This is a genomic window from Paenibacillus yonginensis (assembly GCF_001685395.1).
Classification (GTDB): domain Bacteria; phylum Bacillota; class Bacilli; order Paenibacillales; family Paenibacillaceae; genus Fontibacillus; species Fontibacillus yonginensis.
In genome coordinates this window covers 740848-758751 of record NZ_CP014167.1, presented here as the reverse complement: position 1 = coordinate 758751, position 17904 = coordinate 740848, and the positions used below count along the sequence as shown (strand labels likewise).

Annotated in this window: 17 protein-coding genes; 5 read left to right on the top strand and 12 right to left on the bottom strand. The window is 53.2% G+C overall.

The window, feature by feature from the left end; all coding sequences use genetic code 11:
• The first annotated feature begins 134 nt into the window (after window positions 1-134).
• The gene (ytvI, locus tag AWM70_RS03470) at window positions 135-1253 is read left to right on the top strand and encodes a sporulation integral membrane protein YtvI (RefSeq protein WP_068694361.1); all 1119 of its coding nucleotides are present in this window, start codon (window positions 135-137) and stop codon (window positions 1251-1253) included.
• Window positions 1254-1361: 108 nt separating this feature from the next.
• Here the strand turns inward: ytvI and AWM70_RS03465 are convergent, their stop codons facing one another.
• From AWM70_RS03465 to AWM70_RS03425, 9 genes are all read right to left on the bottom strand, one after another.
• Complete coding sequence (locus tag AWM70_RS03465) at window positions 1362-1757, bottom strand: FxsA family protein (protein ID WP_068694360.1); 396 nt, start codon at window positions 1755-1757, stop codon at window positions 1362-1364.
• A 50-nt stretch (window positions 1758-1807) separates the two neighbouring features.
• The gene (locus tag AWM70_RS03460; protein ID WP_068694359.1) at window positions 1808-2326 is read right to left on the bottom strand and encodes an acyl-CoA thioesterase; all 519 of its coding nucleotides are present in this window, start codon (window positions 2324-2326) and stop codon (window positions 1808-1810) included.
• Window positions 2327-2420: 94 nt separating this feature from the next.
• Window positions 2421-3842, bottom strand: a complete 1422-nt coding sequence (gene pyk / locus AWM70_RS03455; protein WP_068694358.1) for a pyruvate kinase — start codon at window positions 3840-3842, stop codon at window positions 2421-2423.
• A gap of 130 nt (window positions 3843-3972) precedes the next feature.
• The gene (locus AWM70_RS03450; RefSeq protein ID WP_068694357.1) at window positions 3973-4998 is read right to left on the bottom strand and encodes an acetyl-CoA carboxylase carboxyltransferase subunit alpha; all 1026 of its coding nucleotides are present in this window, start codon (window positions 4996-4998) and stop codon (window positions 3973-3975) included.
• Complete coding sequence (accD, locus tag AWM70_RS03445; protein ID WP_068694356.1) at window positions 4988-5893, bottom strand: acetyl-CoA carboxylase, carboxyltransferase subunit beta; 906 nt, start codon at window positions 5891-5893, stop codon at window positions 4988-4990. Before accD ends, AWM70_RS03450 begins: the two co-directional genes overlap by 11 nt.
• Window positions 5894-5963: 70 nt before the next feature.
• The gene (locus AWM70_RS03440) at window positions 5964-6152 is read right to left on the bottom strand and encodes a glutamate decarboxylase (protein ID WP_068694355.1); all 189 of its coding nucleotides are present in this window, start codon (window positions 6150-6152) and stop codon (window positions 5964-5966) included.
• A 136-nt stretch (window positions 6153-6288) separates the two neighbouring features.
• Window positions 6289-6951: an MgtC/SapB family protein gene (locus tag AWM70_RS03435; RefSeq protein ID WP_418303208.1), complete on the bottom strand. Its 663-nt coding sequence runs from the start codon at window positions 6949-6951 to the stop codon at window positions 6289-6291.
• Between the two features lie 218 nt (window positions 6952-7169).
• Window positions 7170-7652: a phosphatidylglycerophosphatase A family protein gene (locus AWM70_RS03430; protein WP_068694353.1), complete on the bottom strand. Its 483-nt coding sequence runs from the start codon at window positions 7650-7652 to the stop codon at window positions 7170-7172.
• Between the two features lie 283 nt (window positions 7653-7935).
• On the bottom strand, window positions 7936-11661 hold the full coding sequence (locus AWM70_RS03425) for a DNA polymerase III subunit alpha (RefSeq protein ID WP_068694352.1): 3726 nt from the start codon (window positions 11659-11661) through the stop codon (window positions 7936-7938).
• A 274-nt stretch (window positions 11662-11935) separates the two neighbouring features.
• Here AWM70_RS03425 and AWM70_RS03420 point away from each other — a divergent pair, with 274 nt between their 5' ends.
• The gene (locus AWM70_RS03420) at window positions 11936-12265 is read left to right on the top strand and encodes a YtrH family sporulation protein (RefSeq protein WP_068694351.1); all 330 of its coding nucleotides are present in this window, start codon (window positions 11936-11938) and stop codon (window positions 12263-12265) included.
• A 3-nt stretch (window positions 12266-12268) separates the two neighbouring features.
• Window positions 12269-12754: a sporulation membrane protein YtrI gene (locus tag AWM70_RS03415; RefSeq protein WP_068694350.1), complete on the top strand. Its 486-nt coding sequence runs from the start codon at window positions 12269-12271 to the stop codon at window positions 12752-12754.
• A 36-nt stretch (window positions 12755-12790) separates the two neighbouring features.
• Here AWM70_RS03415 and AWM70_RS03410 read toward each other — a convergent pair whose 3' ends face one another.
• From AWM70_RS03410 to AWM70_RS03400, 3 genes are all read right to left on the bottom strand, one after another.
• Window positions 12791-14128: a DRTGG domain-containing protein gene (locus AWM70_RS03410; RefSeq protein WP_068694349.1), complete on the bottom strand. Its 1338-nt coding sequence runs from the start codon at window positions 14126-14128 to the stop codon at window positions 12791-12793.
• 208 nt (window positions 14129-14336) lie between these two features.
• The gene (locus tag AWM70_RS03405; protein WP_068694348.1) at window positions 14337-14621 is read right to left on the bottom strand and encodes a hypothetical protein; all 285 of its coding nucleotides are present in this window, start codon (window positions 14619-14621) and stop codon (window positions 14337-14339) included.
• A gap of 86 nt (window positions 14622-14707) precedes the next feature.
• Window positions 14708-15058 carry a YlbF/YmcA family competence regulator gene (locus tag AWM70_RS03400; protein ID WP_068694347.1) on the bottom strand — a complete coding sequence of 117 codons (351 nt, stop codon included), beginning with the start codon at window positions 15056-15058 and terminating at the stop codon, window positions 14708-14710.
• Window positions 15059-15285: 227 nt separating this feature from the next.
• Here AWM70_RS03400 and AWM70_RS03395 point away from each other — a divergent pair, with 227 nt between their 5' ends.
• Both AWM70_RS03395 and AWM70_RS03390 read left to right on the top strand, forming a co-directional pair.
• Complete coding sequence (locus tag AWM70_RS03395; RefSeq protein WP_335582141.1) at window positions 15286-16623, top strand: YheC/YheD family endospore coat-associated protein; 1338 nt, start codon at window positions 15286-15288, stop codon at window positions 16621-16623.
• A gap of 42 nt (window positions 16624-16665) precedes the next feature.
• Window positions 16666-17808: a YheC/YheD family endospore coat-associated protein gene (locus tag AWM70_RS03390; RefSeq protein ID WP_068694345.1), complete on the top strand. Its 1143-nt coding sequence runs from the start codon at window positions 16666-16668 to the stop codon at window positions 17806-17808.
• Window positions 17809-17904: the final 96 nt, after the last annotated feature.

The following is a 17904-nucleotide window of genomic DNA, read 5'->3' as shown; positions in this document are numbered from 1 at the left end:
AAAATGTTTTATCAGTTACATAAACAATTTTTGTATTCGGTTACAAATCAATGATTTTTCTCACCATTTGCCTTTAAATAGGCTTATCCTGCATACTATAAAATAGGAGACGAGGATCGTAGGAGGGGTTATTCGTGGATCATATTATCGTCAAACGTATTTTGCGTGGCTTATGGGTATTGGTTGCTTTCGCCCTTCTGCTCCTTGGAGCTTATTGGCTGCTCCCGCTGCTGTACCCGTTCCTGATCGCCTGGCTGATCGCTTATGCTATGAAACCTTTTGTACGTTTTCTGCAGAGGAAAGCCAAAATGCCAAGATGGCTGGCCGTGACCTCCGGCTTAATGGTTTATTTCGGGGGAGCTGTGCTTGTGCTGTCTGCCGCTGTTACCCGAATGGTCAAGGAGATCATTCATCTTACCGAATCTTTTGATACCTATGTAGATCAGATCAGAGATATTTTCATCCGCTGGTCGAACAGCGAAGGCATTCAGAATATCGTTTATGAAATCAATAAATTTATCCAGGATAACCCAAAATACGAAGATACCATCAATAAAAATATTAACAAAACGACGGACACGATCAGCGCCGCTGTAACCCAGTTCGTATCCGATTTCCTGAACGGCATTGTCGGGGTGCTGACTTCCCTGCCCCATTTCCTGCTGATTCTGATTGTCACGGTTCTGGCGACTTTCTTTATCGAAAAAAATTGGGAGAAGCACACCATGACCCTGGCGGGCTGGGTGCCCGCTCCTCTCCGCAAAACAACCGGCGAAATTTGGTCCAGTTTGAAAAAGGCCTTTTTCGGCTACCTTCGTTCCCTGTTTATTATGGTGTCGATAACCGCCTTTATTGTACTTATCGGACTGCTGATTCTGGGCGTTGATTCGGCCTTCACCCTGGCTATCCTGATCGGCCTGGTTGATCTGCTGCCTTATCTCGGTGTCGGAACCGTCATGGTCCCCTGGATTGTTTACCATTTCGCGGCCGGCGATATGCAGCTCGGCATTGGCCTGCTCATTCTCTACGGCGTCATTACCATCGCCCGGCATTTGATTGAACCTAAAGTGCTGGCTACCAGCGTTGGTCTTGATCCGCTTCCGACTCTGGTAGGCATGTTTGTCGGACTCAAGCTGTTTGGGGTGCTTGGTTTGATCATCGGCCCTGTCGCTTTTGTGGTCATTTCTGCCGTCTACAAAACCGGGGTGTTTGGAGAACTGCGGAATTACATTATGAACGGGAGAGTCAGGTAAACCTGAACAAAGCTGGACTTTCTTAGTTGCAACCATAAAAGCCATGTTCCTGCACAGGAGCATGGCTTTTATCTTTATTAGAGGAATCTTGCCTGTCATTTGACCTGCTCAGCGCCGAAAAAACGTAATGGTGCCGTTCTTCAGCTTTTTCTCTACCCATTTCCGGATCGGATAACGCAGCAGCGGACGGGTTAACGGGAAGACCAGCAGGAAGCCGATAATGTCGGTTATGAAACCGGGGATCAGCAGCAGAATGCCGCCGCCAAACACGCAGATGCCGTTCAGCACCAGCTTTCCGGGCAGCTGCCCTCCATTATTTGCTTTCATTTTGGCATCGGCCATAATTTTACGCCCTTCAAACTGCATCATCACTCCGCCAATCACAGAAGTTGCAAGCGTAAGAAAAATGGTTTTGCCTAGTCCCAGCCGATCGCCGACATAAACGAAACCGTAAAATTCCAGAATGGGGACAAGCAGAATCAGAACAAACAACCATTTTCGCATCACATTACTCCTAACCTTGAGCTGTTTTATTAAAGGTAGCTGTATAATCGCTATAAAATCTGCTCTTTTAGAATATTGTACAGTTCAGGCAAGGTTTTATCCAGTCGGAGGGGTTTCATCTCTTTCGTGACCCAGGCATGCGAAGAGGCGCCGGTAACCAGCAGTTCGCCCGGGAGCTCGCGGTCTACCGGCCATTTTTTATCCAGCGTATCTAAGCCAGGCTCCCCTTCAGAATCCGACGGCCATCTGCGAACCTCATATTCAAAGTCGAGCCTGAGCGGATTAAAGCGGATTACGCGGGTAAATACGGCAACCAGGTCATCGTATAAGGCAGGACGTTTGTACTGAATATTCAAATCGATGACCGGCAGCAGGACACCTTTCTCCTCCATTGACCGGTAAGTAAATCCGAACTGCCGGATAAATTCGGTTCTTCCCATCTCAAACCAGTTTAAATAATTGGCATGATAAACAATCGCCATTTGATCCGTTTCCTGATATCTGACACGCAGACCATTCGTGTACCAGCAGCTTGATGCAGTCCGCTCGGCGGATGTCTTTTGACTCATTTTTTTGTCTGCTCCCTTCAAAAGGGAAAAAGCAATGGCTCCGCATGCGACGGATGGCCATTGCTTTCTCCTTTATTTCCTTATCGGGTGATTCTTATTTCGTGATTTGTCCAACCTTGATCAGGTTCGTGGAACCGGAACGACCAAGTGGAATCCCTGCAGTAATGACTACCAGATCGCCTTCCTTAACCAGACCGGAAGCCAGTCCGCCTTTCATCGCGTTGTCAAACATAGCATCGGTGGAATCGGCAACTTCGCCTTTCACCGGTGTTACGCCCCAGGCAAGAGCCAGGCGGCGCAGGGTTTGATCTTCTGTCGTTACCGCAATAATCGGCGATTGTGGACGATATTTAGAGATCATACGTGCTGTATGACCGGATTCAGTCGAGGTAATGATCGCTTTGGCGTTCAAGTCCATTGCAGAGCTTGCTACCGCCTGGCTGATCGCTTCAGTTACAGTGCTTTGCTGAGCGTGGCTTTGTTTCTCAAAAATTTCACGATATGCCAATGCGGATTCCGCTTTCTCGGCAATACGGGACATCGTAAGCACAGACTCTACCGGATATTTACCCGCAGCGGTTTCACCGGACAGCATGATGGCATCCGTACCGTCGAAGATCGCATTGGCCACGTCACTTGCTTCAGCACGTGTAGGTCTTGGGTTGCGCTGCATGGAATCCAGCATTTGAGTAGCTGTGATTACCGGCTTGCCTACGCGGTTACATTTCTCAATCATCATCTTTTGAACCAAAGGTACATCTTCAGCCGGAATTTCCACGCCGAGGTCACCGCGGGCAACCATCAAACCGTCCGAAACTTCGAGGATTTCATCGAGGTTGTCAACGCCTTGCTGGTTCTCGATTTTGGAGATGATTTGGATGTGAGAAGCGTTATGTTTCTCAAGCAAAGCGCGGATTTCGAGCACGTCGCTAGCTTTACGCACAAAAGAAGCCGCGATGAAATCGATGTTCTGCTCAATACCAAACACGATGTCATTCGCGTCTTTCTCGGTAATGCCTGGCAGGGAAATAGCAACGCCAGGTACGTTAACGCCTTTTTTGCTCTTGATTGTACCGCCGTTAACGATGCGGCATTTGATTTCAGTGCCTTGAATGTCTACTACCGTCAAACCGATCAGACCGTCGTCGATCAGAATCGTGGAGCCTACTTCAACGTCGTTCGGCAGGTCTTTATAAGTAACGGAAATCCGGTTTTGGTCACCCAAAATTTCTTCCGTAGTCAATGTTACAAATTCGTCTTGAACCAAATCAATCGGTTCAACAGCCAGTTTTCCTGTACGGATCTCCGGGCCTTTTGTATCAAGCAGGATAGCAACCGATTTGCCAAGCTCTTGGTTGGCTTGACGGATATTTTTGATCCGGTTGCCATGCTCTTCAAAATCCCCGTGGGAGAAGTTGAGGCGAGCTACGTTCATTCCAGCCATAATCAATTTCTTTGTGTTCTCCAATGATTCACTGGAAGGACCGATAGTACATACGATTTTCGTTTTACGCATTGGGTTTTCCTCCGTTTTTAGAAATCTCTCTTTATTCGTCATAATCCAACACACTTTTTCCAACTATTAAATCTACTACAATCTTGCCCATTTGTATAGGAGATTTGTCATTGACAGCGTGAGTTGCGGCTTATTCTCCGCCTGTTACGGCCGATTCGGCGGGTGGATCGGCAACTTCTTCCATTTGCTCCTGCAAAACCTGTTTCTCGGCAAATTTGCCGATTTTGCGGAATTTGGCATAACGGTCACTCAGCAGCTCGTCTCCATTCAGGGCGGACAACTCCTCAAGATGGCGGACAAGCGCCTCTTTAATCACGGTTGCTGTCTCTTCATAAGAACGATGAGCGCCTCCACGAGGCTCAGGCACGATCTCTTCGATGACTTCCATCTCCAGCAGGTCTTTGGCCGTAATTTTCATAGCTTCCGCCGCCTGGTCCGCTCTTGAGGCATCTTTCCAGAGGATGGAGGCCGCGCCGTTAGGCGAAATAACGGAATAGATCGCATTTTCCAGCATCAGTACCCGGTTGCCGACCCCGAGCGCAAGAGCCCCGCCGCTGCCGCCTTCTCCGATAACCACGCAAATAACCGGAACCCGAAGCAATGCCATTTCTTTCAGGTTACGGGCGATGGCCTCCGACTGGCCGCGTTCTTCGGCTGTAATGCCGGGATATGCGCCTTTGGTATCGATAAAGGTAATAATCGGACGGCCAAATTTATCAGCCTGCTGCATCAAACGAAGCGCTTTGCGAAAGCCCTCCGGATGCGGACTGCCAAAAAATCTAGCAATGTTGTCTTTCGTGTCCTTGCCGCGCTGCTGGCCAAGCACAGTCACCGGAACGCCGCCAAGCTTGGCCAGCCCTCCAACAACGGCCAGATCATCGCCGAACAGCCTGTCCCCGTGCAGCTCGATAAAATCCGTAAAAATAAGCCCGATCAGATCGAGCGATGTAGGACGCTGATGATGCCGGGCCAGATGCATTTTCTGTGAAGGGGAGATATTGCTGTATACTTCCTCTTCTAGCTGGCGATAACGTTCCTCGAGCCTTGCAATTTCTTCGCTGAAGTCGATTCCTTTCTCAGCGCCGAACTGCTGCAGCTCTTCGATTTTCTTCCGCATTTCAACAAGCGGTGCTTCAAAAGGCATTTCACCCGCCAATTGCAGTTCCTCCCTTCACACCATGCAAATCAAGCAGCTTGGACAATGTTGTTTTCAGTTCCTTCCGGTGGGACACCAAGTCAAGCTGGCCGTGCTGCAAATTAAATTCAGCCGTCTGGAAGTCATCCGGCAGCTTCTGGCGGATCGTCTGTTCAATTACAATCCGGCCGGCAAATCCGAATACAGCTCCAGGCTCGGCAATGATAATATCCCCAAGCATAGCAAAGCTGGCGGAAACGCCTCCAGTGGTTGGATCCGTAATCACCGAAATATAAAGACCCCCTCGTTCATGAAAACGAGCCAGCGCCGCGCTGGTCTTGGCCATTTGCATCAGACTCAGAATACTTTCCTGCATCCGTGCTCCGCCCGAGGTCGAGAAAATAATCAGCGGCAGATTCCGCTCGGTTGCCGCTTCGATCGCGCGGGTAATCTTCTCGCCGACCACGGAACCCATGCTGCCGGTGAAGAAATCAAAGCTCATCACGGCAAGCACGGCCGGATAACCGCCGATCAGTCCCTGGCCGGTAACAACCGCTTCCTTCAAGCCGGATTTCAGCTTCTGCTGCTCCAGCTTGGAGGCATACCCTGGAAATTCAAGAGGGTCCAGCGATTCCAGGTTCTCGTCAAACTCCGTAAAGCTGTCTTCATCCACGGTATAACGAATGCGTTCCCAAGCATTCAGACGCATATGATAGCCGCAGGAGGAGCAGACCTTAAAGTTCTTCTCCAGTTCCTTGCTGTACTGAATGCTGCCGCATTTCGGACATTTATTCATCAAGCCTTCAGGTATTTCGCGTTTTGGACGGTCGCCAGCCTCTTCCGCATGGCCTTGTCCCAAACGTTCTGAAGGTACGGTCGCGTATTTTCTTTTCTTCTGAAACAAATCTTTGAACAAAAGCTACACCTCTTCAGCCGTTAATGTATTGGCCGCATCTTGCAGTTCATGCGATCCCCAAACGTTCGTATTATGGATGCAGAATCAAATTCAGCACTTCCTGCACTTCCTCTAGCTCGCCTGACGGAACCAATATTTCAAAATGCCCCTTAGACATATTCACTGGACGGATGTGAACCAGAAAGCCTTCTTCGGAAAGCCTGTGTTTGATCATTTCTGCCAATTTGGCGGTAGGAGCAATGTAAATAACCGTCCACATTATAGTTCGTGAAGCCCCCTTACAAACGTTCTGAACCCGAATAATAGAATTATGATAACATAATTTTCATTTTTCCCGCAACAAACCGACCTTCGGCCAAACGGGACAACACAGGCCGTTTTCCAGTCCGGAGCCGTTATTCCAGCTCCGCCTTCCGCACGACAGAAAGCTCGCTCAGCAGCGCAATCAGCTGATCGGAAGGCAATTCGCCCTTCCATTTGACTACGGCTTCGAGAGACAAGCCGGTTTCCAATTTTTCCAGTGAAAAGGTCGTTACCTCAATATGCTGCTCCTTAAGCTTATTCAACAAACGTTCCGCCGCACCTGCTTCATTTTGCAGGAGCACATGGATTTTTTCACTTTTGGGCGTAGTCAGCCCTTTGCCTCCGACCCGGCTGTGCATCAGAATCTGGCCGATGAAGATGATCAGCGTCACCCCTAAACCGATCCAGTACAAACCCGAGCCAACCGCCATGCCGATGCCCGAGGTTGCCCAGATCCCGGCTGCGGTAGTCAAACCCTTGACCGTCTGCTTCTGCATAAAAATCATGCCGGCTCCAAGGAAACTTACGCCGCTGACAACCCCTGCCGCAATCCGCGAAGGATCGAGCGACAGATTGTCCCAACCAACCTGATCCTGAAAGCCGTATTTGGAAATAATCATCATCAAGGCCGCTCCGACAGCAACCACAAAATGGGTACGCACCCCGGCTTCCTTCATCCGGTTCTTGCGTTCATAACCGATGATTACCCCGCAAATTCCGGCCAGCAGCACCCTGAGCAGCAGCTCATATTGCATCATAACCCAGCACCATCCTCACCCAGTAACAGCTCATTGATTCTCAACCACAGGAACAAACGAACCGAAGTCCACGGACCTATTCCGGCTCCCGACTTAGGTTCTTATTTCTATCTTAACAAAATTAGTCAGCTTTGTTGAGCACCCCGGGCCTGTCCGACTCAGCCGGCGGCAGCCGGGCAGGCTGAATCAGCATTCAGTCCCCGGCTTTGACCCATTTAGAGGTACTCCTTGGCGCTTTCGTTGTTGTGGGCAATGCGAGCTGATGCCGCTGCGGCAATTCCGGCGACCAGATCGTCCAGAAAGACGTGGATGTTAGTCGTTTGATCGTTCAAAATCCCGATGATTCCCGGCTTCACCTTGTCTAAGTAACCCAGGCTCGTCAAACCGATCATGCCGAACAGGCTGGTAATGCCAAGCGCCATCGTTTCGTCCACCCCATACAGCGGCTCGTCAGCTTCGAGAATCGCCTGCAGCGGTTCGGGCAGCTGCCCCTTCTCCGCCAGCTCATCCAGCGCAATCCCCGTAAACAGGGTGTACTGGACCTCCCTTTTGCTCAGGACCGATTTGACGCTGGTCAAACATTCTTCCTCTTTCAAGCCCGGATGATAGGGCAGTTGGAGCTGGTACACGATGGAAGCGATGGACTCCAGACTGACTCCCCTTCTGCGCAGCTGGGCTTCTGCCAATTCATAGGTCATCTAATCCCTCCCGCATCTAGTGCGTAAAGTACGCCTGATCAAATTACCGGGCACCGTCCCGATCTTTGTCCTTGCGTGTTCCTAAGTGTATGCGGGGAGAGCGAAAAAAGTTCTTAAAACCTAATCATTAAAACAGCAATTTTCTTGTGAAAAATGACGCAGATCTTATTCCTTTTCGCCTGTGTAGCGCCTGCCTCTTATAAGGACCCATCATCCGACTGTACTTATAAAGAAACGGCCTCCCAAAGCTTAACGGAAGGCCGCCGATCGCGCGAATGCGCGGCTATTTGATTCGGACCGTGCCTGCGCCAAGCAGCTGCTCCATCGCTTTGACCAGTTCGGGCGACGGCTTGATGCGGTAGCGCTCGCTCAGCGCGAGCAGCCGGCCGCTGCTCTCGTAGAACAGCACCGTGGGCAGCGGCCCCGGATGCTGCTGGAGCAGCTGCTTGAGCTGCTCCAGCAGCCGGGCGTCCTCCGCCGCCGCGGCGATCTTGATGAAGACGCGCTGCCCCTGCGTCTTCACGCCCTGGCCGCCGGCCCCGCGGGAGGCCGGCGAAGCCGCCGCCCCGCCTGCTCGGGCGGCGGGAGCGCCAGCCGGCCGGGCCGGGCCGGCGCTGCCTTCGGCCGGTCCCGTCTGCGGACCGGCCGCTGCAGGAGTCCGGGCGCCTGCGGCAGGCCCGGACCTCTGCCCCGCGGCTGGCGCCGGACGGCTGCCCGGACCGGCGCCGGCGCTGCGCGCCCGCGGGGCCTGGGCCGCGCGGCGCAGCCTCGCGAGGCCCCCGGCTTCAAGCTGCGCCACTTCATCGGCCAGCAGCTTGAAGCCCTCATCCTGCTGCTGCACCGTCGCCCGGACGGCCAGCAGCGCGCCTTTCTCCACAAGGCTGCGGCTTCTCACCCACACCTCGGGGAACAGCACAACCTCCACGCGTTCAACCTGGTCTTCCAGCTCCATGAACGCCATCGGCTTGCCTTTTTTTGTCGTGATCGCCTTCAGCGAAACGACCATGCCGCCGACGACCGTGCGGGTCTCATCCGGCGCTTCCGCCAAATCCATCAGCTTGTCCACGCCTTCCGAAGACAGCAGTTCTTCATAATCGTCGAGCGGATGGCCCGACAAATACAAGCCGAGCAGCTCCCGCTCCAGCGACAGCTGGTCTGCCGCAGGCAAACGCGGCACCTCCGGATAAGGGATCTCCCAGTTGACCGTCTCGACGAAATCAAAGAACTGGATCTGCAGATCCTCCCGCTCCTTGCGCCATTTCAGCGCCGCTTCCACCGCTTCGTCCAGCATCGCCAGCAGTTGGGCGCGGTGGCCCGGCAGGCTGTCGAACGCGCCGCCCTGAATCAGCGACTCGATAACCCGCTTGTTGCAGACCCGCAGATCGACGCGGCGGCAGAAATCAATCAAGCTTTCGAACGGCTTCTCGGCCCGCTCGCGGATGATGCTCTCCATCGCCTGGGTGCCGACGTTTTTGATCGCGGCCAGGCCAAAGCGGATCACGCCCCCGCCTGAAGCTTCGGACTCGGCGCCCGGAATCCCGGTGCCGCGCCGCGGCGTAAACAGCACGCCGCTGTCGTTAACGTCCGGCGGAAGCACCTGGATGCCCATGCGTCGGCATTCAAGAATATATTCCGCCACCTTGCGGTGGCTGCCCATCACCGCCGTCAGCATGGCGGCCATAAATTCGACCGGATAATGCGCCTTCAGGTAGGCGGTCTGGAAGGCAAGCACCCCGTAAGCGGCGGCGTGGGCGCGGGGAAATCCATAATCCGCAAACCGGACAATCATATCATAAACAGCGTTCGCATCCTGCTCGCTGTAGCCCTGCTTAAGGCTGCCGGCCACAAAATGCCCGCGTTCCTCGTCCAGCACCTCACGTTTCTTCTTGGAAACGGCGCGCCGCAGCAAATCCGCTTCGCCCAGCGAGAAACCGGCCATATTGGAAGCGATCTGCATGATCTGTTCCTGATAGACGATAATGCCGTACGTATCCTCCAGAATCGGCTTCAAATCCGCATGGGGATATTCGACCTCCAGCTGGCCGTGTTTGCCGCCTATATATTTGGGGATAAACTCCATCGGGCCCGGACGGTACAGAGCAACAACCGAAATAATATCTTCAAATTTCGAGGGCCGGAGATCCTTGAGCACCCGCCGGATGCCGGAGGATTCCAGCTGGAAAATGCCCGTTGTTTCCCCTTTGGAAAGCATCGCATACGTTAACGGATCGTCGTCGGGGACAACGCGGAAATCCGGCGCCTGGCCTTCCAGGCTGACGATCCAGTTCATACACCTTTCAATAATCGACAAGGTCCGCAATCCCAGAAAGTCCATCTTAAGCAGGCCGATGGATTCGAGATTCTCCATCGAATACTGCGTCAAAGCGGCTACTTCGCTGCCTTCCTGCAGCGGCACCGCATCGGTAAGCGGATCGCGGGAAATCACGACGCCGGCAGCATGGGTAGAAGCATGGCGCGGCATGCCTTCGACCTTCATGGCCGTGTCCAGCAGCTCGCGAATCCTTGGCGAGGATTCATAAAGCGCTTTAAGATCGGGGCTGTCCCTCAGCGCCCGTTCAAGCGTGATGCCCAGATGGGAAGGGATCAGCTTGGCAACCCTGTCCACTTCACCAAAAGGGACGTTTAACGCCCGCCCGACATCACGGACGGCCGCCTTGGCCGCCATCGTTCCAAACGTAATAATCTGCGCCACATGTTCAGGGCCGTATTTCCCGGCGACGTAAGCAATGACTTCATCGCGGCGTTCGTCGCTGAAGTCAATATCAATATCGGGCATGGTCACCCGCTCCGGATTCAGAAACCGTTCAAAGAGCAGATTGTATTTCATGGGATCTACATCTGTAATATGCAGGGTATAAGCGACCAGGCTGCCGGCTGAAGAACCACGGCCCGGCCCGGTAACGATTCCCTGGCTGTGGGCAAAAGCAATAAAATCCCAGACGATCAGGAAATAATCTGAGAAGCCCATCCGGTCGATGACTCCAAGCTCAAACGCCAGCCTTTGTTCCAGCTCGGCGCGCAGCTTCTCATCCTGCCAGCGGTCCAGCTTGGCGTAACGCTCTTCAAGCCCTTTGCGGCACAGCTGCTCCAAATAACCGGCCGCGTCCAGGCCTTCCGGCAGCGGACGGTATTCGGGCAGGATGGAGCGTCCGAACTCGAGCTCCAGATTGCATTTCTCAGCGATGACCGCTGTATTGGCAACGGCTTCCGCCCACTGCGGGAACAGCCGGGCCATCTCGGCCTGGCTTTTCAGATACAGCTGATCGGTTGGAATTTTAAATCGTTCCTCGTCGTCGACATTTTTCCCCGTGCCGATACAGATCAGCACATCCTGTACATCCGCATCCTCCTGCCGGAGATAATGCACATCATTGGTAGCCACCAGCTGCACGCCGATTTCGCGGGCCAGATCCACCAGCTGCGGGTTGACCTTCTTCTGCTCGGGCAGACCGTGATCCTGGATTTCGATATAGAAATCCTCGCCAAATACCTCCTTGTATCGCAAGGCGGCCCGTTTGGCCTCTTCATGATGGCCATGCAGCAAATGCTGGGGCACTTCTCCCCCCAGGCAGGCGCTGAGCACGACGAGCCCTTCGCTGTGGTCCTTAAGCACGGCCCAGTCAATCCGCGGTTTGTAGTGGAACCCTTCAAGATGCCCGATCGAGCAAAGCTTCATGAGGTTGCGGTAGCCCTGTTCATTTTTGGCCAGCAGAATCAGGTGGTAAATCGGCTGATCCTTCCGGCTGCCGCGCTCCTTGCGCGAGCCTGCAGTGAAATAAGCTTCCATGCCGATGATCGGCTTGATCCCTTTCGATTTGCACAGCTTATAGAAAGGAACCGTCCCGTACATCACGCCATGATCCGTCAGGGAGAGGGCCTTCATGCCGTATTCGGCCGCCTTGCCCACCAGATCCTCCAGTCTGGCCGCGCCGTCCAGCAGGCTGTATTCGCTGTGCACATGCAGATGCACAAAACTTTCGCTTGTCATCCATTTCCCTCCCCGCCGCGGCAGCTGCCGCGGTAATTCGTAGTTTTTTCCATACCCAATGGTTATATGAATCGAACGGACATCAGCCCGTTATTTTAGACATATCCTTCGCCCAACAACAGGCGACCTTCGGACTCCGCCTTAGGTTTCTTCCTTATCCCGGATAGGCACATCCGTTCCTATTAAAGATTTTATCATATAAGAGCACCATTCGCCCATACAATGGTATAAAAGCGCTCCGGACAAGCGGGGCTGGAGAGGAGAATCCGCCACAATGAGCTCTTTTATGACCAAAGCCATTCTTGATTTCTTTATCGCCTTCGGCATTGTCCTGGGAGGCGCGATGATCGGAGGCATCGGGGCTGTCATCTCCCTTCAGCCTCCTACCCAGACCATGCTTGACGTTTCCGACCGGATCAAGATCTGGGCGCTCGCTGCTGCCGTCGGCGGAACTATTGACCCTATGCGGGTCATTGAAAGCAATTTTTTTGACGGGAATCTATCGCCCGCAATCAAGCAAATTCTATATCTGCTGTTTGCCTTTCTGGGCGCCCATATGGGCTCGGAGCTTGTGAAATGGGTGTGCGGAGGGAGCCGGGGATAACGTATGAGAGTGCCGCAGTTTGACCGTTTCAGGCCCTTTATGCAGCTTGCGGGCGTCTTTGTGCTGGGCATGCTCGCCGGAAGCATCGTATACAACTCGCTGTACCATGCGGCCTACAACCGGATCTGGACGGAAAAAAAAGACCTGCAGATCGAATTGGAGCAAGCCAAAATTGATCTGCAGGCCATGAAGAAATACAGCCGGCGCCAAACCGCAATCAAGGAAATCAAAATCACGATTGAAGAGCACGATCCGCCTTTTGACTCCCTTGTCGTCAAGGAAGTAACGCAGAAACTGCAGACCGAACTGAATGTTCTGCGGGGGCGGAATATGTATGATATCGACAGCGACGCCAAAATGGCGCGCATCCTGTTAAATCAGAAAAGATACGTGGTCCGGGACAAGGAATACAGCATTCAGATCAAAACGATGCTGGTCAGCGAAGGCGTGCTGCAGGTCTGGGTGGATCTGAAGCCTGCTTCTACCTAATCTAGGAGCCGCTTCTTGTTCCTATTTCTACTCCTCTTACCCGTGATCAATCGACTGAAGAGTCATAACCGTTTTGGCAGCAATGCCGTCATGATGGCTCATCTCGATTTCGAGCTTGCATGTTCTGCGGCTGACCTCAAGCACAACCGGGGTAATAACGATTTGATTCTCAATCTGCAGCGGACGGATGAAATACGTGGTCATATTGTCCACCACATAACCGCTTCCGCTCAGGTCTTTGGCCGCTGCGAGTCCGGCTTGGGTCATCAGCGAAGACAGCACGCCTTCCGAAATGGTCCCCAGGTAAGTCGCCATCTGCGGTGTAATAATCCCGTGGAAAAACAAATGTCCATCCGCTCCTCGTTCCTCGGCAAAGCCGTTCCACATCAATTGCTCGAACGTTTCGCCGAGCTGCGGCTGGTTCTGGGCATCCCGCATCGCTTGGAGCACTTCCTTGCGCGTAACGGAAGACACCAGCTTCCGGTTGCGGTCCACAATAGGAAGGAAGTCGATGCCTTCCCAAACCATGATCTGTGCCGCTGAAGCCAGCGAGGTTTGAAGCCCGGCCGTGATCGGGCTGCGGGTGACGTATTTCTCGATAGCTTGCTCCGGATCGGCTTCTTCCAGATCCTTCCGGCTGACAATGCCGATAACCCGGTTCCAGTCGTCCGTGACCGGAAAACGCGATTGTCCGGAATCAGCAGCCAGCCGCTCAAAGTCGGCGACAGAGCTGGTTGTCTTCAGAAAGCTGACCTTTCTCTTGGAAGCCGTTACGATGTCTTCGATCAGCATAATCTTCTTTTTGATAATCCGGTCGAAGATCGCCCGGTTGATCATCGAAGCGACCGTAAACGTATCGTGGCGCGAAGAAATGATCGGCAGCGCCAGCTTGTCAGCCAGCTGCTTGACCTCCCGGCTTGTCCCGAAGCCGCCGGTAATCAGCACCCCCGAGCCTTGCTCCAGCGCCAGAATATGGGCATCTTCACGGTTGCCGACAATCAGCAGGCTGCCTGCGTCAATATAACGAACCATGGCGTCGATCTTCATGGCGCCGATCACATATTTGTGCAGCGCTTTGCTAAGCCCTTCGTTTCCCCCGAGCACATGGCCTTCCACAATCTCCGCCACATCCCCGAAAGAAAGCTGGTCGCTCAAATTACGCGGCTTCTTCTCCACGCGCACCGTCCCGATCCGTTCCTTTGTAATGACAATGCCGACATTTTCCGCTTCTTTAACAGCCCGGTAGGCCGTGCCTTCGCTGACGCCCATATTCTTGGCCAGCTTGCGCACCGAAATTTTGGTACCTACCTTCAGGCCCTCTATATATTGGAGCAGCTGTTCGTGTTTGGTAATGGATTCTTCATGTCCCTCCATCTGTTACCCCTCCGGACGCAAATCTGTACTAATCTGTATCTATTATAACATCATTAGCGGCATCCCGAAACCAAAGCGCTACAGCCGTGCAAAATACAGACAGCTGCGCAAAAATCACACAACTGAGCAAATACAAACACAGCTGCGCAAAAAAAAGCCCTGCTGTCCAAAACGGACGACAGGGCTTGTCTCAGCCAGTTCATCTGGTTTACAAGGTCCGGCTCTGCTTGCGGTCTTTGGACCACTTGAGCTGCCACTCCCGAAGCTTGGCCTGGCGAATCCATTCTAGCTGCTTCTTATTCTCCGTATCGACACCCAAAATGAAATGAAGATGGGCCCCGATCACCAGAAAAGCAAATAAAGCCCACACGGCGCCAAACCAGGACACCCAGCCGCTGCCCGGAGCAAAAGAAATCATCGGCAGCGCATAAAGCAGCATGACCAGCGCAGCCAGCATGTACAGGATATGCTTCACTTTCCCCCAAATTGTCATCCTTAAACACTCCTTCGCTAGAAATCTATATTCCTAGTCTATGAAGCTTTCGGACAAATATGAGAGCAAGTTTGAAAGATTAAAGACTACGGCTGGCTCGGACCACCGTACAGGTGCTGCAGACTGTCCGAAATAATCTGGTTCACGTCCTGGATAATAACGCTAAGTCTGCGCTCCGCATCAAACAGGCGGCGAATGTTCAGGTTCAGGCTAAGCGTATCAAACAGCTTCTCCATTTGCTCCATCTCATCCTGGGCAGGCATATCGCCGGACATCATCCGCTGCTGCACTTCCATCTGACGGGCACGGAAATCCTCCAGCATCCGTTTGCTCTCAGGATCGGCATCCACCAGCTTCATAGCCGCGTTGATCTCTTCGACTTCCTTGCTTTCTTTCAGCGCTTTGGCAAGCCCGTGGGCTTGATCATAAATATTCATAAGTGGACATCTCCTCTATCACTTTAGTCTTTGGCATTATACCCTACCCGCCAATCCGAAGCAAAAAGCCCGGGCAAATTCCTGCCCCAGGCTAATCACCAAGGTAAAAATGTCCTCATATGATGAAATACATGCAATCATGCAGGTCGTGCCAACAGTTTAAAGTGACCAGCCTCAGGTTGGAAGGAGAACGTCAAATGCCCTCCATAAAACTACCCATTAGAATCATGAATCCGGGCGTACTCGGAGACAGCGACATTGTGCTTGGGGCAGCAGTGGCAAAACGGATGAAAATCCCTTCCCAGACCCCCATCCGGATGTTGTTCGGCTCCTTTGAGCACTACGTCAGAGTTATCCCGCAAAGCAAAACAAGCACCTTGCGCATCAGTCCTTATCTGGCCGGAAAAATGGGCCTCCCTCCGCAAACCGTCCTGCGCCTTGTATACACGCCGAATTCCAGAACCCTGCATTTGGGTCCGGTCATTGGCGTGCTGATCAGCCGGGATTATCCGGGCAATCCGGAGCGTCCCTTCGGCCAAATCACCGCCTTCTGCCGGGAGATGACCGCCGCAGGCCAGAAGCAGGGAGCGTTTGTTTACTTCATCACTCCCGAGGGCATCGAGCAGGGTGTCTCCAGCATTCGAGGATGGCTGCTTGACAAAACCTGGCGGACAGCGGAGTTTCCGGTTGCCGACGTTTATTACAATCGTCTGACTTCCCGGAAGCTTGAGAACAAGCCGAGTGTCCAGCACTTTATGCGTGAGGTCAAAAGCCGCTACCGAAGCCATTTTTTTAACGAAAAATATCTCGACAAAACCGAGGTCTTTGATGCTTTGCAAAAGGATGGGCGGCTTGTCCGCTATCTTCCGGAATCCCATCTTCACCGTGGTTTGGCCAGCTTGAAGAGCATGCTTTCGAAATATCCCGTTGTTTTCCTGAAGCCGGTCAAAGGCAGCCTCGGCAAAGGCATTATCCGGATCCAGCGCATGCCGGGAGGCTCTTTTATATCTCAAACCACCCAAGAGTACGGGATCCGCAAACAAAATCATGATAACCTGACCAAACTGCACAACGCTTTAACCGGCAAAATGAAGTCGACCCGCTATCAGATTCAGCAGGGACTCCAACTGATTGAAGTCGCCAAACGACCTGTTGATTTCCGGGCACTGGTGCAGAAGAACAGCCACGGTCAATGGGCTGTCACCTCGGTGGTCGCCCGTATTGCCGGGTCTCAGCATTTTGTATCCAATCTGGCCCGGGGCGGGACGTTATCGACCGTAAAGGAAGCGGTTGACCGCAGCTCCCTGCCAACGGCCATTAAACAAAAAGCCGGAGTCAGGCTGAATAAAGCCGCCCTTGAAATCGCCCAAGGCATGGATGATCAATCTCCAGCCCATTTCGGCGAGCTGGGCATTGATTTGGCCATGGACCAATCGGGCCGGATCTGGCTGCTTGAGGTCAATTCCAAACCCTCCAAAAATGACAATACGCCTCTTGGCGACAATAAAATCCGTCCATCCGTCCGGCGGCTGCTCGATTACGCCAGCTACTTGTCAGGTTATTGAAGGATGCTGCGGGATACCACCGGCCATGAAAGGAGCCTCTGTATGGAACCTAAAAGTCAGTCTACACCACCCTCCAAAAGAAAAGGCATCCTCGGCATCCTGGTTGCGGCCACTCCGGACGGTCCGGCTCCTTTCGCCGAAGCCGGTTTTGCCCGGAGGCTTTGCCTTGCTGCGTCTGGTCATGGATTGACCGCTTTTGCCTTCACGCCCCAAGCCGAAATGGAAGAAGACCAGATCACAGGCTATACCTTCCGAAACGGGAGCTGGGTGCATCAAAGCTTTCCGCTTCCGGATGTGGTTTACGACCGCTTCTTCAGCTCAGGCTCACAGAAGTGGGAGAAACGAAGGCAGCTTGCTAAGCTCGCCGAGAAACACAGGTTCCGTCTTCTCGGAAGGGGAACCGCCGGCAAATGGATCGTCTATGAAGCCCTTAGACAAAATCAAGAGATCTCTCCTTATCTGCCCGAAACCCATAAATACAAAAGCTTCGGGCAATTAAGGGAGCTGATGAGCCGCTGGCAAGGGGAACTATTTCTGAAACCCCAGTTTGGAACCCATGGCAAACTGGCGCTTCATCTCAAGGAACGCAAAAACAGCGGACACCGCGTCTACCTGCTGACCGGACGCGACGTCAGCAATGCCGTCTTCCAGCACAGATTTATTTCAGCGCGGGATACTGCCCGCTATCTCGAGTCGCTGCGCAAGGGCAAACCCTTTCTTGTGCAGCCAAAGCTGCAGCTTTCTACACGGGCCGGCGAACCCTTTGACATCCGGGTGCTGATGCAGAAAGACCAGGAAGGAAAGTGGTCGATGACCGGCATGGCCGCCCGGGTAGGCAAAGCAGGTTCCCTGACCTCCAATTTGCATGGAGGCGGCAAAGCCTGCAGGGCCAGTCAGCTGCTCAGCCGTGAATTCGGGCCTGCGGCTGCCCGGACGGTGCTGGCCCGCCTTCGCCAATTATCCGCGGTCATTCCTCCTTATCTGGAAGAACGATTTGGCAGATTGGCAGAGCTAGGCCTTGATTACGGCATCGATACAGAAGCCCGGATCTGGCTGCTGGAAGTAAATTCAAAGCCCGGCCGCAGCGCCTTCTGCTGGATTGGAGACAGCAGCAGAGCCAGAAAAGCCGTGGAGAATCCCGTGTTATATGCTTGTTATTTGCTGAAGCAACCTGAAACCAGCTGAAGCGGCGGAGTTCCGTCTGGCAGCTTCCGCTTCAACTGAAGATTATTTGCGGCGCGTGTTCATGAATCATGCGCTTCGCGCTGCAAAACTCTTAGG